Here is a 22,151-nt window from a genome sequence, read left to right as displayed (position 1 = left end):
ATGTTCCTTAACAAAAAAATAAACGCAGTCAGTTTCGGAGAAGTACTCTTCGATGTGTTTGGAGAAGAAAAGAAAATCGGTGGTGCTCCGCTCAATCTGGCACTCAGAACGGCGTCTTTCGGATTTCCGGTGGCAATGATAAGTGCGGTTGGTAATGATGAGGATGGAAAGGTAATTTGTGACTATGTAAGGGAAAATCAGCTTGATACCAGCGGAATTATTACGACAGAAGATTATGATACAGGCATTGTCCAGGTAACATTGAACGAGCGTGGTTCTGCAACTTATGAAATCAAATTTCCGTCTGCCTGGGATTTTATTGAAATTAATAATGATACTTTGAATATCGTTAAAAATGCCGATGTCTTTTTTTACGGAAGCCTTGTCTGCAGGAATGATGCTTCAAGAAACACGCTTTTCAGGCTACTGGATTCCAACCCTGGAATGTTCAAGGTTTTTGATGTTAATCTGAGAAAACCTTTCTACCACATTGGGCTTTTGGAAGAATTGATGAATATAGCCGATTTCATTAAATTTAATGATGAAGAAATCCTTGAAATTGATGCTGAGTTGGGCTTTAAATCGGATGATTTGGAAGAAAATATCCGTTTCATTTCAGAAAAGACGAATACAAAATCAATCTGCGTGACTTTGGGAAAACACGGTTCATTGCTATTATGGGAAGATGAAATTTATCGACACGGCGGTTATCCGGTGAAAGTGGCTGACACTGTTGGGGCAGGCGATTCGTTTCTGGCGAGTTTGATTGCCCAATTGTTATCGAATAGAAAACCGGATAAGGCTATGGATTTTGCCAGCGCTGTGGGTGCTATTGTAGCAAGTAAAGCAGGTGCAAATCCCATAATTACTTCATCTGATATTGATATGTTTACAGGAAAGACCTTTTCGTGATCTTAATTTTGGTCCATTGACGATTCAATATGATGTACGTTGACTGCAATATTAGCTTTGAACAATAAAATAAAATTTCACATGATGTACAGCCTATCATTTGACATCGAATTATGAAGTGATCCTGTATAATTCAGATCAGGTTTTATTACTCTAAAAAAGATTAATCTGACACCCAAAAAATAAAAAAATGGCTCAATTTGGAATAAATTGGAGCCATTTGGCTGTTTGTGACCTTAACGAGCGTATCTTCAAACACTTTTATCAATGATTTGGTTCGTTTGAGCCAAATTAAACACGAATTGGCTATCCCAAATCTAGCATTAAGGCTCTTGTAGTTGTAAAGTTTTTTGTAATATAATTTATGCATTTGAAACAATTGAAATTGACATAGCTTGGCTTTAGTTTACTTCTATTGTCTTTTAAGTTCACAAAGTTGATAGAATATTTAGTTTGTTGTAGATATCATAATTTATATAGAGATATAATTTGGTACATTAAAATATGGCAATTATATACTAGAATGCACCAAATCAAAAAATGTAATTTCATTTATTTTATAATCCGATTTATTAGTCGATAAGTAATAAAATGATTTATGTGTAAATTATAGTTTGGTACATTCAAGTATATTATCACATTATATTACTCAGTAAATTTAAAAATAAATTCGTTTCTAGGGTCGGTTTTATAAGCGTTCTTTTGAGTCGTTGGGGAAATTCCGAATAGAGGAGAATAGGTTTTTACTTTGACTGTTTTATTATCGGGATAGAATTCAATAATTCTAAGCCAGCCATCGCCTCCGTTACCATCGCGGTGACCGCCACCTTCGCTCTGCATATCAAAAAGCATTTGATTGACATTTTTTCCAAAGCTGTTAGTGTCAGTGCGAAACCCTTCACCGGAAATGTGACCACTTAGTACCAACTGCATATTTTGGGACGGCTGTATCAGCTTTTCCCATATCTGTTCTCCATTATTAGATTGCGGAAGTGCGATAGATTTAGACTTTTGAGGAACATTATTGACTAAAAAGGGCTCATACATGAACCATGAATTTTCTTTATTTGTTCGCTTGTCTTTCTCATTCAAAAAAGCATGGGTTATTAAAATGGATCTGTGGTTTTTGTATTGAGGCATTTCCAAGACTTTTTTAGCCCATTCCAGGGTTTTATCTCGGGGTGCAAATTCAAGGCTGACAAATAAGTAGTCCAATCCATTTAATCCTTTTAGTTCCAAAACCGAATTTTCCATGCTTGGAGCTCCGGCATCATTAAAAAAGTTCTGTGCTAAATGTTTTTGATTTAAACTGTTAAAGTTGGAAGGGAAAAACTCATTATAACGAGAAAATCTTCGTCCTTCATTATTGATGCTGAAGTCATGGTTTCCGGTGGCAGCTACATAAGGAACTTTTTCATTCAGTCTTCCCATGATAGACTGTATGGCTTTCCATTGGTCGTCTGCACTTTGATCGCCGTCATATCCCTGATTAAGAATATTATTGTGTTCCACCAAATCACCAACCTGACAGACCATTTTAATATTAAGTGTCGAGATATTATCCTCGATCCATCGCTCCATCAAATCTAAAATAGGCTGATTTTGATTCCATTTTACATAGTTTTGGGTATCGGGAATGAGGATGATACTCCATGATTTTTCATTGTCTAGTTTTGGAGCCTGAAATTTTTCTTGCGCGAAAAACACTGCAGAAAGCAGTAGTAAGAGTAATGATATATTCTTTTTCATAAAATTCTTTTGTTATAGCTTAATATCCTGGGTTTTGTTTTAATGAAGGATTGGCGTCCATTTCCGATTGTGGTATCGGCCAATATTCATCTTTATTTACTTTGTAGACTACTTGTTGGGTGGTAAAATAGGTGGAAGCTTTTGGATGATTGTAGACGGGATTGGCGCTTTCATCAAAACTTGAAATTGCAGATTTTGTCCAGTTGTTTGCGTTACGGTTCAGATATAAATATCCGTTCATTACATTGTTGGCAATACCCCAACGTCTTATATCGTACCATCTCAATCCGTCATTTGCTAATTCTACTTTTCTTTCATATCGAAGGGCTTTTCTCAATTCAGTTTGCGATAGACCATTATTTAAAGCCGGCATTTTTGCGCGTGCTCTAATTTGATTAATCACATCATAAACGGAATTATCTAACTGATTCAGTTCAATTTTTGCTTCTGCATAAATCAACATTAATTCAGGTAATCTGAAAATTCCCACATTTAAATCTGAATTTCCACTTACAGAGGTAGAATTAAAGTCTGCAATATCAACCACTTTTCGCCATAAGTAACCACTGAATGAGCGATAGGCATTCGTGGCATCTGCATTGGCAACCTGGCTTGGAGCACTTCCGTTTACAACTGTCCAATAGTTGTTTACCTTTGAAAAAGCGGTGTTAGGTTCAAATTGATATCCAAGGTATCTGGAATGTGGTCTTACGGCATACATATCAAGACGGGGATCTCTGTTTTTGAATGGGTTTGTTTCGTCATATAATGGAGATTCTGTTATAGACAAACCGTCTGTCATTTCATACGAATCGATAAGATTTTGAGTCGGTCCCCAATAGCAAACTCCTTTACCCAAACGGGATGCTGAATAATACTGTTGATTATGCAGATATCCTGGGACATTGATGTTGTATTCTGCAACCCAGATCCATTCTTTGCTCCCCGAAAAACCACTATGTCCGAATATATTACTAGGATCAGGTTCTCCTACCGTATGATCTTTACCAACATAATTCACGGAAGAATTAAAAGCAGTTAAACTATGAACTCCTGCTGCCAAATCTAGTGCCTGCTTTGAAGTCGCTGCTGCGGCTGCATATTGTTTAGAATAAAGTTCAACTCTTGCTTTCAACATTAAGGCTGCAATACGCGATGCACGTACATTTCCGAACTGCGATTGTGATATCGGAAGCTGAGGGGCAACTGCTCCAAGTTCTTCAATAATGAATTGCTGAATTTCTGTAATAGATGTTCTTGGAACATTTGCATTATCAAGTGTTACTGTTGATTTTACCAATGGAACGCCCCCATACAGCTCAATCAGTTGAGAATAGCAATAGGCACGAATAAATCTTAATTCTGAACCAAGCTCTGTCTTTTGTGCTTCGGTAAGCCCCGGAATATCATTTAATCTATCTAATACGGCATGACATCTTGCAATCGTCTTATAATGAATTTCCCAAGGTTTTATAGCTAGTGCATTGGTAGTGGTGATAGAACTTGTAATAGGAGAGGTGTAGTTGGTTCCCGGTCTTGCGTATCCGATATCAGTGATATTATCCATCACATGCCAAATAGGTGTACTGGCTGCATCTAAAGTGCTTAAATTTCTATATGCGGCAAAAAGTCCCATTTTTCCTTCCTCGTAGGAAGCCGGAAAAGTTCCTGATGTGGGACCGTTTAGAGGTTGTAAATCCATATCGGAGCTTGTACACGCAGTGATGATGAATAATAACGATATTTTTATAAGGTTTTTCATTGTTTTGTAATTAGAATTTAACATCAATACCGAAAGAGAATGTTTTTACTTGCGGATAATAGTTTCCGCCTCCCAAGGAAACACCATCGGTACTTCCTGCGTTATAATTTATTTCAGGGTCATATCCTTCGTAGAATTTTGTAAAAGTCAATAGGTTTTGACCATTGAGATAAATGTAAACACTCGTCAGGAATGTATTGTCAATAAAGGATTTTGGCAGTTCATAGCCAATCTGTACATTTTTGAGACGGGTGTAAGCAGCGCTTCTCATCCACATGGTGGAGTTTTGTGTATTATTGGTAGAGGTGAGGGAAACACGTGGATATTTGGCATCAGTGTTTTCAGGAGTCCAGTAATCAAGCTGCCAAGGTTTCACCGCACTTGAGTTAACTGCAGGAATTGAGTAATGTGAATCTAAGTAACCATCGGCTTTTCCGACTCCCTGAATCAATGCTGACAATCTGAAACCTCTCCAGGAAAATCCAATATTGAAACCATACGTATATCGGGGAACTGTACTTCCGATGATAGCCCTGTCGGCATCTGTAATTTTTCCATCCCCAATCGGATTACCATTAGCATCAAAAGCTCCGGCAATATCTTTGTATCTGATATCTCCCGGTTTTAAAGTTCCAAACTGTGTAGGACCTGCATCAATTTCTGCCTGATTTTGATATAAACCGTCAGCAATAAATCCATAGATAGAATTTACAGAGGAGCCCACTTGCTGGCGAAGTAATGTCCCCGAAGACTGACCTTTCATATCAAGGATTTTATTATTGACATCGGAAAGATTGAAGCCCAGATTCATTTTAAAATCTCCCCATTTTTCATTGTATTGTGCGCTGATTTCCCAACCTTTGTTGCTTACTGTTGCAGCATTTTGTATCGGAGGTTCTATACCTGTAAGTTGAGAGGTGTTTAATCGTAAAAGAATTCCGTCAGTTTTTTTATCATACATATCAAAGGTTAAGTCTAATTTTTTCCATAAGGATACATCAAGACCAACTCCGGACATCGTGGTTTCTTCCCATTTTAAATCAGGATTAGACATGATCAATTGCTGTATCGTTTGATATACCTGTCCGTTCATAGAAGTACTTCCCAATGATAGCGGTTCTGAAAAAGGATAATAAGAAGAGCTGATATTCTGATTTCCTAATTTTCCCCATGAACCTCTTAATTTCAATTGGCTGATGGTTTCTTTTAGATTTTCGAAAAAGTTTTCTCTTGAAACTACCCAACCCGCAGAAAATGATGGGAAAACTGCCCAACGATTTTTACCAATAAATCTTGAAGTTCCATCGTACCTCATGTTGGCTTCAAATAAATATTTTTGGTTGTAATTGTAATTGAATCTACCAAAAGCAGAAACTAATAACCATTCATATTCTGAACCTCCATTATCTTTCGTTTCATTGTCTGCACCGGCATCTAAGACTTCGTAATTATCATAGAGAAAATCTCTTCTATAGCCGGATAATATTTTTTCATCATAGGTTTCTCTTGAAGCCCCGGCAAGAAGTTCAAAACTGTGCTTTCCAAATTCTTTTTTTGCATTTGCCTGAAACTGGTATGTCCCATAAAACTGTCGTCTTGCAGATTCTGTAAGTTCAGTGAAAGTATTGGCTGCACCGGCTTCAGTTCCGTCTTCATAATAGGTATTTACACTTTTTCTGAAAAGATGGATATTGGTAGTGACATATCTTGGAGCGACAAGTCCTTTTAAGGTTAACCAACTCGTAGGTTGGTAGGAAACATTTAAATTTCCAAAAAATTCCAGATTATTTTGCTTGCGATTTCCTCCGTCTTCGATGAAACCCACCGGATTTATTTTTACCCATCCATCAGAATAGTTACTTCCATAATAGATGGGAATGTTGGTGGGCATTCTCCCAAGATAATTCCATATCGTGGCTTCGTCAGCAATTTGTTTTCTGTCTTTGTTGACTACCGATAAATCTAATTTGATATTCCACTGATCATTTGGGGTAATATCCATATTATTACGGAAAGTAAACCTTGTAAAATCGGTGTTTTTTATAATCCCTTCCTGCTTTGCATATCCAAATGATGGAGTTACACTTATAATTCCTGATTTTGCCGACAGTGAAAAATAATGATCCTGTAAATATCCGCTTCCCTGAAGAATAGCCTTTTGCCAGTCATAGTTGTTCGGGTTTTTATTATAAGCGGTTAAAAAAGCATTGATTGCTTCGTCACTGTAGATCTTGGTACCGTTGTCATTCATACTCGCATCGTTAAACACCTTCATGTAGGTAAGGCCATCGGTAACTTTTGGGATTGCCGTAGCCATTTGCCATCCTGTATATACTCTGTATTGTGCAGTAAGCTTATTCCCTTTAGCACGTTTTGTGGTCACGAGAATAACTCCATTAGCTGCTCTTGAACCATAGATTGCAGAAGAAGCGGCATCTTTAAGAACAGAGATAGACTCAATCATATTAACATCAATATCGTTCATATTTCCTGCAACACCGTCAATAATCACAAGCGGATTGCTGTCAGATCCTCCGAAACTGTTGATCCCTCTGATTCTGATATTTCCGGCATCACCACCGGGAGCTCCTGTTTGTGTAGTAACCGTAACACCTGCTGCAAGACCCTGTAAAGCATTTCCTGCAGATAATACGGGCTGCCCTTCGGTTACTGAACCTTTTACAACAGATACCGAACCTGTTATTATTGATTTCTTTTGGGTGCCATATCCAACAACCACTACCTCTTCTATTTTTTTCTCCTGCTGGTTCAGAGTATCTTTTATCGGTTGTACATTATTTTCAACAAAAGAAGTACTGGCTGATTTTCTTAGAGTTATCGTATTATTCTGAATTTGATAATCTAATGGAATACTCTTTTTTAAATATTCTAAACTTTGCTGTAATGAAGAGTAGTTGATTTTGCTCTCATCTACCCAAATATTTCTAAAATCTGAAGCAGAATAAAAAAACTTAGTTTTGGTTGATTTTTCTAATTTTTTAATGATCTGGACAAGAGGAACCTGCTTTTGAGTATTGGTTACAGGCACATTAGCCTGGGTTTGTGCATAATTATACACCGGTAACCCTACAGCTACGAGTAAAGCAATAGAAATTGCAGTTTTTTTCATAAATTTGATGAGTTAATTATTATTCTTTAGCGAATTTTGAATTAATACAAGCACTGATAACGCCACATTATTAGTGCTGTTTTATTTTAATAGAGAATTATTTCTTGGTCATTGTTGAATGTTGTTTTTAGGTTAAAAGGATAATTTATAATCGAAAGAATTTCTTTAAGATTTCCTGAAAAAGAACCCGATACTTGATTTTTAGCAATTTTTCGAGGATAGGTAATATGAGTTCCATAGGTGTTTTCTATTTCAGCGATGGCATCTTCGAAGGTTGTATTTTCAAAGGTGAAAGATTTTGCCGTGCTCACTGCATAATAATGGAAATCACTTTTGGTAGGAGAAGTGCTCCAGTTCTCATGTGGCAGAAGATAAGTGAGCTTCCCCTTGTGTTCTATTTTTACTTTTCCCTCAAGCAGCTTTACCTTTTTTTCATCCGATTGCTGATCGACCGAAAACTTTGTTCCCAATACTTCAACACTAAAATCACCTGCATTGACGATGAAAGGTTTGGATTTATCTTTAGCAATAGAAAAGAAACCTTTCCCTTGAAATGTTACATTTCTGGAGCGTTCTCCAAAATCTTTACTTAGCGATAATGTACTATGAGGTTCTAAAGTAATCATACTATTATCTGATAATCTGAAAGTCTTAGATGACTCATTTGCTCGCAACACAAGTACTGTTAACTCACCTTTCGTTTCTTTTAAAGTAACATCTTCATAGAAAAACAGTATCCCAAACAAAGGCAGCAAAATAGCAGCAACAGCACTCCAATAATATTTTTGCCTACGTTCTCTTCTGATTTTTCCTTCTAGTCCTCTCCATATTCTGGAATCTGTTGCAGAATCCATTTCCTGTTTTTCAGTAGAGACAGTCTTCCAGGTTTTTTCAAAATGTTTTTGAGAATCTTTCATACAAATATATTTACGCAGTAATATAAAAATATCCACCCCGAAGAGGTGGATTTAATGATTTGTTTACATGAGTTAATATTTCGTTAAAATAGATTTAGATTGGCCTTTATGTATCGGATTACTTTATTGACCTGTTTTTCTACAGCTGTTTTTGAGATATTATTTTCTTTTGCGATCTGAGAATAACTTATTTTTTCCAGTTTATTTTTATAGGAAAAAGTTTTGCTTCTTTCCGGAAGTTCTTCCATCAGAATCTCTATTTTTTTCAATTGTTCATCTTTAAATTCATGATCTCCCTTTTCTGGATCGGCTTCATCTTTTATCAAACTTTCATCAGTGTAAGAGAAAAGTATTTTATTCTTTCTGTAATAATTGGAAACTTCCTGTTGAGCGGTTTTAAAGATGATAGCTTCTAACGTTTGCGGATTTTTCAGAGAGGAAGAATGTTTCCAAAGATGTACAAAAATCTCCTGAACAACATCTTCAGCATCTTCCATAGTTGAAATATACTTTTTAACAAAAAAGTATACTTGATGTTTGTAATCTAAATATATTTTTTTAAAATGTTCCATTATAAGAACCGAACGGTTTCAGTAAGTCGCAAAAATACTCAATTCGAATTGAGGCAATATCAAATATATATTAATTTTAATCTATGTGTAAATCGTGCAAATTCCAGTGATATTGACCACCCAATTCCAATTCAAATTGACCAGGTAATTTCGGTTTATATTGACCACCCTTAATTTTGATAAAAACGCTTGTTTTTCATGTGTCAATTGGTATTCAAATATAATAATTAATTACTCGTATTTACTGCTCTTTTCTTTCTCATAGATTCCCCCTGGAGTTCCAGGCGGTGAGACTGATGGATAAGTCTGTCAAGAATAGCATCAGCAATGGTCTTTTCACCAATAATGTCATACCAGCCCTGCACCGGGATCTGCGATGTTACAATGATGGAGCCGTTGTTGTGACGGTCTTCTATAATTTCAAGAAGGGTTATCCTGTTGGTGCTGTCCAGTGCCTGAAGACCAAAATCATCAAGGATGATCACATCCTGTCTCTGTATTTTTGCAAGTTCGCGCAGGTAGGATCCGTCTGCTTTTGCCATTTTTAGCTTGGCAAACAGCTTGGAAGTATTAAAATAATTGACCTTAAAGCCTTCAATGCATGCTTGGTACCCTAAGGCGGTCCCCAGATAACTTTTACCCACGCCTGTACTTCCCGTGATCAGGATGTTCTCATTTTTTTCTACGAACTCACATCCTGCAAGACGCATCACCAGATTACGGTCGAGATTGCGGGTGTCATCGAAGTTGATACTTTCAATACTGGATCTGTAATGGAATTTTGCATTTTTGATGCTTCGTTCTATACGCCTGTTGTGCCTCTCATCCCATTCGGCATCGATGAGCATCGATACAAACTGGTCGAGGGTATAGTGGTCTGTCCTTCCGCTTTCAATAGCGGTCTTAAAGGCATTGTGCATGCCGTAAAGCTTCATTTGCTTCATTTTGCTCACTGTCGGTTCGTTCATAACTGTTGGTATTTAATGGTAATATTGTTTTCCTCTGATGTTGCCGTGATCAGGCAGTTCCTGCTCCTTTTCTTCATTTTCCAGATTAATGATCTGATCCAGATTGTTCTCCAGTATTTTCTGTACGGTCTTAAAGCTGTAGATCTTAAAATCCAATGCCCGTTTACAGGCACCAATCAATCGTTCCCTGCCTACCTTCTTTTCGAAGTTCAGGATCCCCAGGCAGCTTTTGTAGGCCTGCTCGGGATGATTGCGACTGTCGATAATTTGGACAATGTATTCTCCCACTGCAGTATCAATACTGTTTGCCCAATCGATAAAGCGGGCAGCACTCCATCCTGCCACGAACTGGTGGGTGCTGGCCAGATGTTCCGTAATGGTCGTGTAAACATAAGGCTTGTAATTGCGCCTGTGCATGGCAATCCTGTTGTATTTATAGTAAATCTCCACGGTGGAAGATGTGTACAGTATCTTGATTTTCTTCTTGATATACTGATACGGAACACTGTAGTAGTTCTTGTCCCGGCTCAGCTGTACGTGTCCGTTCTGCATCACGGTTGCAAAGGATTGGTGCCTGATCTCAAAACGATGCTCAGGCAGTGGTCGGAGTTGCTGCTTCTCATCTTCCAAGAACAGTTCATAGGGGGAGTACGGACGTCCTGTGAGCTTACGTTTGTTATGAGAGTCTAACAGATCCCAAATCTCACGATTCAGTTCATCCAGACCGCAGCATTCCTGTTTAAGATTGGCATAAATCCTTCTGTACAGGATTTTGACCGCTCCCTCTACCAAAGATTTACCATATAGAAATTGGCTTTTACTATGTGTAGCCTAAGCCGAAACCTTAGTTTTCAATTTTCGATCATTTTGCAATGCCCAAACTGTTATTTACAAAAACTAAACAACTTCTCATCCAAACTTGAGTAAACGATTTTTGAAATAGAAATTTATGCATATCCGTTATCACTCATACCGCTGTAATGTTAGCAATAATGAGCCTTTCGAAGAGTTGGTCGCCGAAATATCTACGATTTAGTTTGTAAATGAACTCATTTAAATACAATTGAAGATACTTTCTTTTGATTTTATGATAATTTCCCAATAAATTTCGTTTTGCATTACTGATGGTAATATGAACCCATCTTAAAGTTTCACTGGTAGTTTCTTTGTCCGATTTCTCTGTGATATGAAGCTCAACAAAATCAGAGATATCAACGTATGAAGTACTTTTATCAGTGAAAACAATACTCTGGTTGTCAATCGATTCCTTAATGGTTTCATTGATTTCCAAGGAAAGATGCGTTTCTAAAACTTTAGCTTTAAAGTATCTGCAGGATTTTGATTTTTCACCAGTCTCCATGTTTTCCAAAGGCGTAGACTCGGCCATCACGGCAACATTTTGTTTACCCACTGCACCTCTGCCACGAATTCCTTTTTCTTGCTCAATCTCACTGGATTCTACTGTAAAATAGCCTTCATCAAACTCAATCATTCCTTCCAAAGTATATTTTTCATCACGTGTTCCCATTGCTTTTCTTAGTTTATGAACCATCGCCCAAACAGGCTCATAGCGTTTCAATCCCAATTGTTTCTGAATTTCTTTAGACGAAAATCCTTTTTTTGTAACGCTCATTAAGAACATGGTTTTATACCAAATTAAAAATGAAAGGTTAGAGTTCTGCATAATGGTGCCGCTTTTCAGAGAAATCCTTTTACGGCACTTTTTGCATTCGTAGCTCCAAATACTTTTAATCCAGAAATGTTCTTGATGACCACATTTGCAAGACACGCCAATCTTATCTCTCTGCTCCTTAAAATGAATTCTGCAGTCTTCCTCTGTCCCAAAATGAGCTGTAAAGCTAAATATATCCATCTAATTATTTAAATTACAGCTAAATATACGAAATTATTACTAATTACGGATATACATATAGAAATTTAATATATTTACAATGCCTAATTTTTAAGACAATCATTTTATGGATATTATAAACTTCCCTGAACATTTATTTGATAATAACTACACAGAGACTCCAGACCTGCAAGTTGCTAACTACGAGGCGTATAAACATGTTTCCAAAAATAAAATTAATCTAAACAAAAATGTATTCAGTTTTTTGTTGGACGGACAAAAAGACATTCACTTTTCTAATGACATCGTTTCAATAGATCATACACAAGCCTTGCTCCTTGCATCGGGGAATTTTCTAACAACAGAACTTGTCGGGGCAAATAGTTACAGTTGCCTGCTCTTTTTCTTTTCTCAGAAAAACATTAATGATTTTTTATTGAAATATGGGCATTTATCTAATCCAAATAACTTAAATAAAACAACGACCAATAGTCCCTATTTTCTTATTCAAAAAGACAATTTTATTATCCATTTTATTAATTCTATTCAACAAATTTATGGCTTAAATCAAACAATCTCTCAAAAGATTCTGGAACTAAAATTTGAAGAAATTATGCTGTATCTGGCTGATAAGTATGGGCAAAGTTTTTTTGTTTATCTACATTCATTGTTAATCAATGAAAGAGAATTATCTTTTAAAATGGTCATAGAAAAAAATCTGTACACGAGTTTGAATATTGACGAGGTCGCATTTCTATGTAATATGAGTCTGTCTACTTTTAAAAGAAAATTTTTACAATTATATCAAGAGTCTCCAGGAAAATGGTTTCAAGTAAAACGGCTCAACAAAGCCAAAAAATTATTGCTTAATAATGAAGCGACACCATCCGAAATCTATATGGACTTCGGTTATGACAGCTTATCAAATTTTAGCACAGCCTTTAAAAATGAATTTGGTTACAGTCCAAAAAACATTATGAAAACTTGACCTTTTTTCATAAGTTTTTGAGCTAAATAAAAAAGCACCACAAGTTTAAAGATGCTACATTTGTTAAAACAAAATTGGTTTAATTTAAAAATAAAAAAAATGAAAAAACTAGGATTATTAGTTCGACTAGAAGCAAAAGCAGGTAAAGAAAAAGATGTTGAAGATTTTATTACAGGTGCATTGCCACTTGCTAATGAAGAAGCAGGTACTGTTACCTGGTATGCGTTCCGTATTGACGCTTCTACATTTGGAATTTTTGATACTTTTTCAGATGAAGAAGGCAGAGAAGCTCATCTTGGTGGCAAGATTGCAAAAGCATTAATGGAAAATGCACCTGAATTGTTGGCTACTCAACCTTCTACTGAGAAAATAGATGTGTTAGCAGCTAAATAAACAAAGCACAAGTATTCTAAAATGGAAGCCTGTCATAGTTCTTTAAATGAATTTCGACAGGCTTTCTTTATTTGCAAAACAGCTTGATAATAAATTCAGATTAGACTGACGAAGAAGTTTAGCACACAATAACGAGAGTGTCCTTGTGCTTGAAAAGCCAACAATTAATTAAAAAATCATCGAAACAAAATAAAAAATAAAAAACGCTGAGATAAACTCCTGTTGAACGTAAGCTTCGGGAGCTTTTTTTTCAGCATTATGGGTTTTTCGACGGAAAATTTTAAAGATATACAAGAGACTTCTAGAAGAGTCTCTTTTTTTTGTGACTAATATTGGTGGTTTTTCTTGGTTTTATCGTGTTTCCTTCACTTTTGAGCATAAATTCCTTACCCAAATGCTAGATTTTAGGGGTTTCAAAGTTTTGGCTCATCTCCAAAAACCGTGTGTTTAAAATAAGATTGTGAAGGTGATTTTGATTTTTTCTGAAGATAAAAAAGGTAATGATAGATTTGCTCTGCATCCAATTCTGTCGGGATTTTACCGAAAAGCAGCGATACCGCAGCGACGTGTCTGGAGTAATTATTGAACGTACTTCGGCTTCTTCCCAAAACCGAAACGGTAGGTTCAAAACGGTCTAAAAGTTCTGTAAAACCAGGAACTTCGCGCTTCGCCTGATTGATAATTTTGTTTTCTCTGAGCTCGTCTAAACTCTTTTTTTTGTTTCCATTCTAGTGATTTTTTAATTAACTTTACAAAGTAACTGATTTATGCGAACTGTAAAGCTACCGGAGGTTTAGTTCAACAAGGGTCTTGCGATAGTGGGGCGAAACTGCAAAGTTCAACGGTAGTTCTTCGGTTCAACTTTTGTGTAAAATTGAAGATTTGTGCTTCGATTGCCCACCATCGCAAAGCCCCGAAACGTTAATAACCACTTTTAAAATCTCAAAAAACGATTATTTTTTGGAACTGTCTTAGCTTTCTGGCTGAGTGCAATTTGTGGCGGCGGTGCAAGCCTGATTCTCATTCCGCTTTTAAATCTTCTTTTACCGACTTCTGTTGTTCCATTTTCGCTGACGATAGGGACGTTTACAAGTTCTGCATCCAGAATTGCAGTCTTTAAGAAGCATATCAATTGGAAAATATTCTTTTGGTTCGTGCCTTTTTCAATTCCTGCGGTTTTGACTGGTGCTTATCTGATCAAGTTTATCAATCCAAACTATCTTCAACTTATTGTCGCCCTTTTTCTTGTATGTAACGCTCCGCAACTTTTCAAATCAAAGAAAACTGCAGAAAATTCCGAAAAACCATATCCAGATTTTGCTTTGGCAATCATAGGTTTCCTTGCAGGTTTTGTTTCAGGAATTACAGGAGCAATCGGACTTTTATTTAACCGTTTTTATCTGAAATTCGGACTTTCTAAAGAAGAAATTGTAGCAACCCGTGCAGCAAATGAAGTATTTCTGCATCTCATTAAACTGATGATCTACATTTCTTTAGGATTATATTCAAATCTTGCGTTATGTCTTGGATTGGCGATTGCAGCAGCTACCATCTTTTCATCCTATACAGTAAAATTTATTCTTCCTTATCTGAGCGAAAATATTTTCAAAAAAGTGGGTTACGGAGCAATGGTTGTTTCCGGAGTTGCTTTGCTGGCAGGAACATCAGGTAAAATAATCGAACAGGACAAAATTTCAATCGTGAATGAAAGCAAACACAGTTCGGTAATCTCTTGGCGAAATACCGATATGGTTCTGGAATATGCCATAAACGACGGTCTGGAAATAGAAAGACCGATTCAGCCGGAAGAATTACCTGAACCGTTAAAGCAGAAATACATCACGTTGAAAAAGCAATATGACACCGTGTATATAGAAAAAGTTTTCACTTTCGGAAGGGAAGCTGCGCACGAGTTTTACTGTTATAAAGATAAAAAGCTTACAAAATTTGAAATTTAAATGGAAAATCAGATTATTAAAATTATGCTCAAACGTTTATTAAATTTAAATCTAATCATTGCTCTACTATGTGTTTTCGGACAAATTTCTGCGCAGAGATTCAATGATTCAATAATCATTTATCAACCTAAAAAAGACAGTGTAGATCTACCTATAAAAAAGGAGACTTTATTAAATTATGAAAATTTCATTATTCCTACTGCACTTGTCGGATACGGCGTTGCGAGTTTAACCATCAAAGATCTTAAACAGTTGAATTTTTCAACAAGAGATGAAATTAATGAACATCAGCCCGATCACATCAGATTGGACAACTACACACAGTTTGCTCCCGCAGTTTTGGTTTATAGTTTAAATGCCGCCGGAATTGAAGGCAAACATAATTTCAGGGACAGAAGCATTATTTTCGGAACTTCCATGTTGATTAATTCAGCAATTACAGTTCCCTTGAAACATATTGTAAAAGAAGAACGACCTGATCAATCCAACCGACTTTCTTTTCCGTCAGGACATACGGCAATCGCTTTTGCATCAGCACATTTCATGTACAAAGAATATAAAGACACCAATTTTCTGTTGAGTATTTCGGGATATTCATTTGCCGCTTTTACGGGAATCTACAGAATGCTGAATGACAAACACTGGTTCGGTGATGTGATGGCAGGTGCAGGACTTGGGATTATTTCGACCGAATTGGCATATTGGCTGTATCCCAAAATTAATAAATTGATTTCTGGAAAACATAATACAAGTTCGGCAATGGTGATGCCTTTTTATCAAAACAAAACGGTTGGGATTGGTTTGGTTAAGGGTTTTTAGTTTTTATGGTCAGCAAGTTTTTTTATAGTTTAAAATTAAATCTCATAAAACGATAACTTTATATTGATAAGGGAAGATTACACTGCCTTATATCTGATATATAGAAATATTGATACTTTATTTTGACTGTAACTGAACTTTGGAGCGTTCCTATATTTATTATCCGAAGTAAGATAAATGCCACAGTTTTTACATTTAAAACGACGCTTTCTGTTTTGCTTTCGCTAGGAAATTACATCTAGACCTTTACCTCCAAATTTTAATTTAGATAGATATAGCAGATTTCACGAGAAATTTGCAAAACCATTCGCACATTGTACAGTATATGAGAGGCTTGCAGAATTTGATGCCAGCCATGGTCCAGAAAAATTTAGTCTAATTTTTATTGGAGGAGAAGGAGTTGCGACTTATCAAGCATTGTATTGCTCTAATCAAAAATCAGCGAAGGTGCTTGCTATAATTCAACCGGGAACTGGTTTTGTGTAATCTCACCCATCTTAGGCATATTCAAAAGTAGAGTTTTTGGTTAATAATTTACTGTTGTGGTTGTTAAAATTTTGTTGGAATGTGGGAAACTCTAATGCCTGTGTTTGTTTGAGTTTTCCATATTTCAACAAAAAATCTCTTGGTGTGAGATATTGCAATGATTTGTGAGGGCGCTCATTATTATACATCCACATCCATATTTCTGAGTAATTTCTCATCTGCCTGATGTTCTCAAAAAGATAAACATCCAGAAATTCTGCCCGAAAAGTCCTGTTGAATCTCTCCACCAAAGAGTTTTGCGTAGGTTTTCCAGGCTGAATATAATGAAGAATAATCTCATTTTCGTTGCACCAGTCTTTTAATTTTCCTGCAATAAACTCTGGACCATTGTCAACTCTTATTTTTTCCGGTTTCCCACGCCAGTCGATCAGTTGCTCCAGCTCGGAAACTACTTTTGCTGATGGTAAACTGGTATCGATCGTAATATTCAAAATCTCTCTGTTAAAATCATCAATAATATTAAGGCTTCTCACGCTTTTACCATTCTCCAAAGTGTCGTGCATAAAGTCCATACTCCACGTTACATTGGGATAAATAGGTCGAAGCAAAGGTTCTTTTACCCTTGCCGGAAGCCGTTTCTTCCGCTTGCTTCTCAGATTCAGTTTCATCGATTTGTAAATCCTGTAAACCCGCTTGTGATTGACTACGTCGAATCTTCGATTTCCACCCAAAGCCTAAGTTTCTCAAACGGTGATGCATCGTCCAAAATCCCCAAGTCTGATGCTGTTCTGCGAGCAACACCAGCTCCTCACGGATTCTATCACCTTCATTGTTTTTCTTCTTTTTGTAATAAAATACCGAACTGCTTATGATGAAAAGTTTACACGCATTCCGAGTGCTTACTCCGTGCTGTGATACGGAATAAACAACCAGTTCTCGCTTCTCGGAAGGTGTTACAGCTTTTTTGCAATTACATCTTTCATCACCACATTTTCCAACGTAAGTTCCACTACGATTTTTTTGTATTGCGAAAGTTCCTTTTCAAGTTCTTTCATTTTGGAGAGTTGCTGAACATCCAAACCGCCATATTTGCTCTTCCATTTATAAAATGTGGGCTGGCTGATACCGTGTTCCCGACAGATCTCATTCACTGTCTTTCCTTGATTTTGCTCAGATAAAATCTTGATAATCTGAACTTCTGAAAATTTACTGTTTTTCATAGTCTTCCAAATTTAAAAACTATATTTTTAAATGATGCGGTTTTGGGGGAGGATTACAGTACGTCTTCAAAAGAAAGTGGACTTTTCCTTAGATAGTGTTTTCGGTATTCAAATATAGTCGATAAAAACATTTTTTTTGCTTTTAAAGAAAAAAAATCATATTTGGACTAGTTTAGTTTTGTAATATTCTCTTTTTCTTCTTTTCAAAGTTTCAGATTTTATCTGCTGTCTTATTTTGAGGACTTCATCCGCCCTTCCAAAGTAGACATCTGCCGGGGTGAGATTCTGCAGGGATTCGTGGTAGCGCTCGTTGTTATAGCGGTTCACAAACTCCTCCAAAGCCTTTTCCAGTTCCTCCGGGCTGTAGTAATGGTACAGTTTCACCACATTTTTTCATCGTCCGGTGGTAGCGTTCAATCTTGCCTTGAGTCTGGGGATGTGCGGGTTTTCCGTGGATCTGCTTCATAGCGTGCCTGTCTTCAAGATAATTCTTCAGTTCATCGGCAACATAGCAGGAACCGTTGTCCGACAATAGTTTCGGGGTTTGTCCCTTTCTCAGGTTCGCCTTCTTTATTGCCGTATCCATCGTTCTTTGGACATCGTTCACTTTCATATTTCGGCAAAGTTCCCAGTGGACGGTATAGCGACTAAAATCATCAATTACCGTGCTTAGATAGCACCAGCCCCAGCCCAGAATTTTGAAGTAGGTAAAATCCGTCTGCCACTTTTCGTGTACAAAATTGGTTTTATCCTTAAATTCATTGGAGGCAGAAATCAGGATATGCGATGGCGCGGTTATCAGCCCTCTTTTCTTTAAAATCCGATAAACACTGGATTGGGCCGAGGAAAAAAGTAAGAATCCCGAAAGAGGAATTTGTATTGGAGTTCTGACAACACATAATTCATATAGAAAAATCCGTCCTGCAAAAAAAATATTGGCGGATTTTTTTATATGAACATTACTTCTATTATTTCTTTCTTAAGTATTTTGCTTTTCATTATATATAAACTAAAATATAAGTAGAAACAATAACGTATGTTACCTCGCCGCAATAAGAAATTCATTTAATTTTAATTTTAGATTTAGATTAGAAAAAAATATTCACAATATTATAAACTTTTACCTCTCCGCTTCACATCCCTTTTTAATTTTTTCAATCGCACTTTTCATATTCAGATTAAAGTGTTCCTTTTCCAATCGAACGGCCGGCGCCTGTCTTACTTCACAATCTGCAATACTGCACGATTCACAAGTTACACCAACGTTTATCGTTTTTAAAGTTGATGATTTAATGAAATTGATTTTCTTAATAGTTTGAGCATTCAGCAGAATTCCTAAACAATAACTTCGATTACTTCCATCCGAAAACGGGTTTTTTTGTGAAGTAGAAATCACCAAATAGCTGAATCCCTGATCTTTGTAATGAGAAATCTGGGCGTCCGTCAAAGTTTCATTTTCAGTTAAATCGTGTAGATTTTTTACAGCAATCCATCTTCTGCAGTATTGTTCGTTGGTTGCATTTGCGTGTGGAGCTTGTTGATGGTTTAAATGTAACTCTTTTAAAATCTGAATTTTATCTGAATTTTTCTTTTTAACAAGGCATAAATAAAACAAATCTTTAATTCCTAATTCTGAAGAAAGTAAATTCGTTAATCTGTAATAAAAAGTTTCCGGTGAATTGGTGAATTTCTCAATCAGACTTTCAAAATTTTGGGGGTTCCATTCATTCTGAAAGAAAAATTCTGAAGTTTTTCTAATGATTTTTTTTTTTGAAATCAATAATGCTCCGGCAAAATAAGAAGCATAAAAATTATTTAAAATTTCCTCAAAACTTCCAAAATCCAACCAGGAGTATGTATTTGGACGATTTTTTAATTCCAAAACATTGAAGCCGATTTCTTTTGATAGAATAAATGTTTTTTGATCCCGTTCCAATTTTTTATTTAAAAGCAATAGTTTTTTTTCAGGAATAAAAAGCGAACGGAGATTGTCTAAAGTTCCATATTCTTCAAAATTTTCTGACTGAATTTTATAATTAAATTTTTCAGATAAGATATTTTCTAAAATATCCGACTGTAGATTTTTACCAATCTCTACTTTATTTTCTTGCGCAAACTGTAATGCTTTATCTTCAATTTCAGGGAAATAATTGTCATACAATTCCTGAAACGAACGAAGAACAGCGAAGTAAAATCGTTCTTTTCCTAAATTATAATTCTGAGAAATTTCGATCAAAGCATTAATGAACGCAGTTACTTTTTTTGGTGCATCGCTGATAATACTTATCAAATTATTTTTATTGATTCCGAAAAGTTCCAAAGGGATTTCTTTGAAAAAATCCGATTGTAAAATTTCATTAAATGGAGCTAAACTTTTATCCAGTTTTGTCGATACTAAATCATCAAAAGTGCAGTTCAGTGATTCTGAAAGCTGAATAATTTTATCGTGCTTCGGATATTTTTTGCCATTTTCAATTTCATTGAGGTAAGATTTAGACAATCCGGTCTTTGTAGCGAGATCCTGCAAAGACCAGTTTTTCTTTTGTCTTTGCTGTTTCAGTTTTAGCCCGAAAACCGTCTTGATATAGTCACTTTCAGAATTCATAAGTCAAAGATAAATATTTGGAAGCGATTTTTCGCATAATAAATTTTAAAATAAATTTAGCGAACGTTCGCTGTATGTGAAAATTTTTATTTAGGTTTGTAATGTCGAATCAGAAAATCAATTGATTATGGAAACTAAGACTCAATTAAGAATTAAAGCTCAGCAACAGTTTGAAGAAATTTTTACTAATGATTTAGTTGATTTTTTGGTTGAGCTTCATCAGAACTTTAATGCTAAAAGATTAGAGCTTTTAGATGAAAGAGAAATTACACAGAAAGATTTCGATAAAGGAATTCTTCCAAAATTTCTTCCAGAAACCGAAGAAATCAGAACAGGAAATTGGGTTTGCAATCCACTTCCTGAAGATTTGCTGGATCGAAGAGTGGAAATTACTGGGCCAGTTGATCGAAAAATGATTATTAATGCTTTGAATTGTGGTGCTTCAACTTTTATGGCGGATTTTGAAGACAGCAATTCTCCAACCTGGAAAAACTGTATGGAAGGTCAAATCCATCTTTCGGATGCAATCAATAGAAGAATTGATTTTACAAATGAGCAGGGAAAATCATACCAATTAAATGAAGAAATGGCTGTTCTGCTAGTTCGTCCAAGAGGTTTGCATTTGAATGAAAAACATATTGAAATCAATGATGAACAAACTTCCGCTTCATTAATAGATTTTGGAATTTATTTTTTCAGAAACATAAAACAATTGATAGAAAACGGAAGTGCAACTTATTTTTATCTCCCCAAATTAGAACATTACAAAGAAGCACGCTGGTGGAATGACGTCTTTGTTTTTGCTCAAAACTATCTCGGAATTCCTCAGGGAACAATTAAAGCAACAGTTTTAATTGAAACTATCACTGCATCTTTTCAAATCGATGAAATTTTATTCGAATTAAAAGAACATAGTTCCGGTTTGAATTGTGGTCGATGGGATTATATTTTTTCATTCATTAAAAAATTCAGAAATCTTCCAGAATTTATTCTCCCTGATCGTGATCAGGTAACAATGACTTCACCTTTTATGAATGCATACTCAAAAAGAGTGATTGAAGTTTGTCATAAAAGAAATGTTCACGCGATTGGTGGAATGGCGGCGCAGATTCCTATTAAAAATGATTATGAAGCCAACAGTCAGGCTTTTGGAAAGGTCAGAAATGATAAAGAGCGTGAAGCGAAAAATGGTCACGATGGAACTTGGGTTGCACATCCCGATTTGGTTTCTGTGGCGAAAGATATTTTCGACCAGTTTATGCCTGAGAAAAATCAAATCGATAAAAAGTTTGATTATCAAATTACAGAAAATGATTTACTGGAAATTCCAAAAGGAGAAATTACCGAACAGGGTGTCCGAAAAAATATCAACGTCGGAATTCTGTATATCGAATCTTGGTTAATGGGAGTAGGTGCAGCTGCGATTTATAATCTGATGGAAGATGCGGCAACTGCTGAAATTTCAAGGACTCAAGTTTGGCAATGGCTGAAAAATGAAGCATTTCTAAATGATGAAAGAAAACTGACCAGGGAAATGATTCTTCAATGGGAATTTGAGGAACTGGAAAGAATTGAAAAATATGTCGGTGAAGAACGTTTCAAAAACGGAAAATTTACTCTGGCAAAAGAACTTTTTAACGAATTGATTTTCTGTGAAAACTTTGTTGAATTTTTAACATTGAAAGCGTATCTGTTTATTTAAAATAGAATTAGAAATTTTTAATAAGAAAAGTTCTCGCACAAAATTTTTCCACATTTCAATTCTAATAGTTTCACTTGAAATCTCAGATCTCGCAACTTGAAGAAAATTTTAAACTCCA

At 35.9% G+C, this 22,151-nt stretch carries 19 protein-coding genes; 6 read left to right on the top strand and 13 right to left on the bottom strand.

The genetic code is table 11. From position 1 onward, the window contains the following. Entirely contained in the window at positions 1-912 is a 912-nt protein-coding gene (locus MTP08_RS10720; protein WP_229048583.1) for a carbohydrate kinase family protein, read from the top strand. A gap of 645 nt (positions 913-1,557) precedes the next feature. Here MTP08_RS10720 and MTP08_RS10715 read toward each other — a convergent pair. The 8 genes from MTP08_RS10715 to MTP08_RS10680 all read right to left on the bottom strand — a co-directional run bounded on the left by MTP08_RS10715 (position 1,558) and on the right by MTP08_RS10680 (position 11,883). Next, positions 1,558-2,661: a metallophosphoesterase gene (locus MTP08_RS10715; RefSeq protein WP_123853367.1), complete on the bottom strand. Its 1,104-nt coding sequence runs from the start codon at positions 2,659-2,661 to the stop codon at positions 1,558-1,560. Between the two features lie 19 nt (positions 2,662-2,680). Continuing rightward, positions 2,681-4,423 (bottom strand): RagB/SusD family nutrient uptake outer membrane protein, encoded by a 1,743-nt coding sequence (locus MTP08_RS10710; RefSeq protein WP_228459897.1) that lies wholly within the window; start codon positions 4,421-4,423, stop codon positions 2,681-2,683. Positions 4,424-4,433: 10 nt separating this feature from the next. After that, a complete protein-coding gene (locus MTP08_RS10705) occupies positions 4,434-7,553 on the bottom strand; it encodes a SusC/RagA family TonB-linked outer membrane protein (RefSeq protein WP_243575947.1) in 3,120 nt (1,039 codons plus the stop codon). Positions 7,554-7,639: 86 nt separating this feature from the next. Continuing rightward, complete coding sequence (locus tag MTP08_RS10700) at positions 7,640-8,470, bottom strand: FecR family protein (protein WP_123865296.1); 831 nt, start codon at positions 8,468-8,470, stop codon at positions 7,640-7,642. Positions 8,471-8,553: 83 nt separating this feature from the next. Next, a complete protein-coding gene (locus MTP08_RS10695; RefSeq protein ID WP_243575946.1) occupies positions 8,554-9,042 on the bottom strand; it encodes an RNA polymerase sigma factor in 489 nt (162 codons plus the stop codon). A 227-nt stretch (positions 9,043-9,269) separates the two neighbouring features. Beyond that, entirely contained in the window at positions 9,270-10,010 is a 741-nt protein-coding gene (istB, locus tag MTP08_RS10690) for an IS21-like element helper ATPase IstB (RefSeq protein WP_123853371.1), read from the bottom strand. Between the two features lie 12 nt (positions 10,011-10,022). Beyond that, complete coding sequence (locus tag MTP08_RS10685) at positions 10,023-10,802, bottom strand: Mu transposase domain-containing protein (RefSeq protein ID WP_123865297.1); 780 nt, start codon at positions 10,800-10,802, stop codon at positions 10,023-10,025. Between the two features lie 175 nt (positions 10,803-10,977). Further along, positions 10,978-11,883, bottom strand: coding sequence for an IS1595 family transposase (locus MTP08_RS10680; protein ID WP_123865321.1), 906 nt, complete (start codon positions 11,881-11,883; stop codon positions 10,978-10,980). Between the two features lie 106 nt (positions 11,884-11,989). Here MTP08_RS10680 and MTP08_RS10675 point away from each other — a divergent pair, with 106 nt between their 5' ends. The 4 genes from MTP08_RS10675 (at position 11,990) to MTP08_RS10660 (ending at position 16,020) form a co-directional block, all read left to right on the top strand. Next, positions 11,990-12,850 (top strand): helix-turn-helix domain-containing protein, encoded by an 861-nt coding sequence (locus MTP08_RS10675; RefSeq protein WP_123865298.1) that lies wholly within the window; start codon positions 11,990-11,992, stop codon positions 12,848-12,850. A 99-nt stretch (positions 12,851-12,949) separates the two neighbouring features. Beyond that, positions 12,950-13,243 carry a putative quinol monooxygenase gene (locus MTP08_RS10670; RefSeq protein ID WP_123865299.1) on the top strand — a complete coding sequence of 98 codons (294 nt, stop codon included), beginning with the start codon at positions 12,950-12,952 and terminating at the stop codon, positions 13,241-13,243. Positions 13,244-14,226: 983 nt separating this feature from the next. Further along, positions 14,227-15,201 (top strand): sulfite exporter TauE/SafE family protein, encoded by a 975-nt coding sequence (locus tag MTP08_RS10665; RefSeq protein ID WP_123865300.1) that lies wholly within the window; start codon positions 14,227-14,229, stop codon positions 15,199-15,201. Continuing rightward, complete coding sequence (locus tag MTP08_RS10660) at positions 15,202-16,020, top strand: phosphatase PAP2 family protein (RefSeq protein WP_228459899.1); 819 nt, start codon at positions 15,202-15,204, stop codon at positions 16,018-16,020. 497 nt (positions 16,021-16,517) lie between these two features. On the opposite strand, the gene MTP08_RS10655 is transcribed toward MTP08_RS10660, so the two are convergent. From MTP08_RS10655 to MTP08_RS10640, 5 genes are all read right to left on the bottom strand, one after another. Continuing rightward, complete coding sequence (locus MTP08_RS10655) at positions 16,518-17,174, bottom strand: integrase core domain-containing protein (protein WP_123865301.1); 657 nt, start codon at positions 17,172-17,174, stop codon at positions 16,518-16,520. Between the two features lie 285 nt (positions 17,175-17,459). Further along, positions 17,460-17,726, bottom strand: coding sequence for a transposase (locus MTP08_RS10650; RefSeq protein WP_123853376.1), 267 nt, complete (start codon positions 17,724-17,726; stop codon positions 17,460-17,462). 156 nt (positions 17,727-17,882) lie between these two features. Next, positions 17,883-18,110, bottom strand: coding sequence for an IS3 family transposase (locus MTP08_RS14775; RefSeq protein WP_373695761.1), 228 nt, complete (start codon positions 18,108-18,110; stop codon positions 17,883-17,885). After that, positions 18,040-18,420 (bottom strand): DDE-type integrase/transposase/recombinase, encoded by a 381-nt coding sequence (locus tag MTP08_RS10645; RefSeq protein ID WP_229049343.1) that lies wholly within the window; start codon positions 18,418-18,420, stop codon positions 18,040-18,042. Before MTP08_RS10645 ends, MTP08_RS14775 begins: the two co-directional genes overlap by 71 nt. A gap of 426 nt (positions 18,421-18,846) precedes the next feature. Continuing rightward, entirely contained in the window at positions 18,847-20,331 is a 1,485-nt protein-coding gene (locus tag MTP08_RS10640; RefSeq protein ID WP_123865304.1) for a helix-turn-helix domain-containing protein, read from the bottom strand. Positions 20,332-20,458: 127 nt separating this feature from the next. On the opposite strand from MTP08_RS10640, the gene aceB reads away from it, so the two are divergent. Next, positions 20,459-22,033: a malate synthase A gene (gene aceB, locus MTP08_RS10635; RefSeq protein ID WP_123865305.1), complete on the top strand. Its 1,575-nt coding sequence runs from the start codon at positions 20,459-20,461 to the stop codon at positions 22,031-22,033. The last annotated feature ends 118 nt before the right edge of the window (positions 22,034-22,151 follow it).

This window comes from Chryseobacterium oryzae (genome assembly GCF_022811665.1).
GTDB classification, from domain to species: Bacteria; Bacteroidota; Bacteroidia; order Flavobacteriales; family Weeksellaceae; genus Chryseobacterium; species Chryseobacterium oryzae.
The sequence above is the reverse complement of the archived record's forward strand: the minus strand, read 5'-3'. Positions and strand labels throughout refer to the sequence as shown.

Bases quoted from the DNA above. Each gene is read 5' to 3' on its own strand.
- MTP08_RS10720 (WP_229048583.1), top strand. From the start codon at position 1: ATGTTCCTTAACAAAAAAATAAACGCAGTCAGTTTCGGAGAAGTACTC.
- MTP08_RS10715 (WP_123853367.1), bottom strand. From the start codon at position 2,661: ATGAAAAAGAATATATCATTACTCTTACTACTGCTTTCTGCAGTGTTT.
- MTP08_RS10710 (WP_228459897.1), bottom strand. From the start codon at position 4,423: ATGAAAAACCTTATAAAAATATCGTTATTATTCATCATCACTGCGTGT.
- MTP08_RS10705 (WP_243575947.1), bottom strand. From the start codon at position 7,553: ATGAAAAAAACTGCAATTTCTATTGCTTTACTCGTAGCTGTAGGGTTA.
- MTP08_RS10700 (WP_123865296.1), bottom strand. From the start codon at position 8,470: ATGAAAGATTCTCAAAAACATTTTGAAAAAACCTGGAAGACTGTCTCT.
- MTP08_RS10695 (WP_243575946.1), bottom strand. From the start codon at position 9,042: ATGGAACATTTTAAAAAAATATATTTAGATTACAAACATCAAGTATAC.
- istB (WP_123853371.1), bottom strand. From the start codon at position 10,010: ATGAACGAACCGACAGTGAGCAAAATGAAGCAAATGAAGCTTTACGGC.
- MTP08_RS10680 (WP_123865321.1), bottom strand. From the start codon at position 11,883: ATGGATATATTTAGCTTTACAGCTCATTTTGGGACAGAGGAAGACTGC.
- MTP08_RS10675 (WP_123865298.1), top strand. From the start codon at position 11,990: ATGGATATTATAAACTTCCCTGAACATTTATTTGATAATAACTACACA.
- MTP08_RS10670 (WP_123865299.1), top strand. From the start codon at position 12,950: ATGAAAAAACTAGGATTATTAGTTCGACTAGAAGCAAAAGCAGGTAAA.
- MTP08_RS10660 (WP_228459899.1), top strand. From the start codon at position 15,202: ATGGAAAATCAGATTATTAAAATTATGCTCAAACGTTTATTAAATTTA.
- MTP08_RS10655 (WP_123865301.1), bottom strand. From the start codon at position 17,174: ATGAAACTGAATCTGAGAAGCAAGCGGAAGAAACGGCTTCCGGCAAGG.
- MTP08_RS10650 (WP_123853376.1), bottom strand. From the start codon at position 17,726: ATGAAAAACAGTAAATTTTCAGAAGTTCAGATTATCAAGATTTTATCT.
- MTP08_RS10640 (WP_123865304.1), bottom strand. From the start codon at position 20,331: ATGAATTCTGAAAGTGACTATATCAAGACGGTTTTCGGGCTAAAACTG.
- aceB (WP_123865305.1), top strand. From the start codon at position 20,459: ATGGAAACTAAGACTCAATTAAGAATTAAAGCTCAGCAACAGTTTGAA.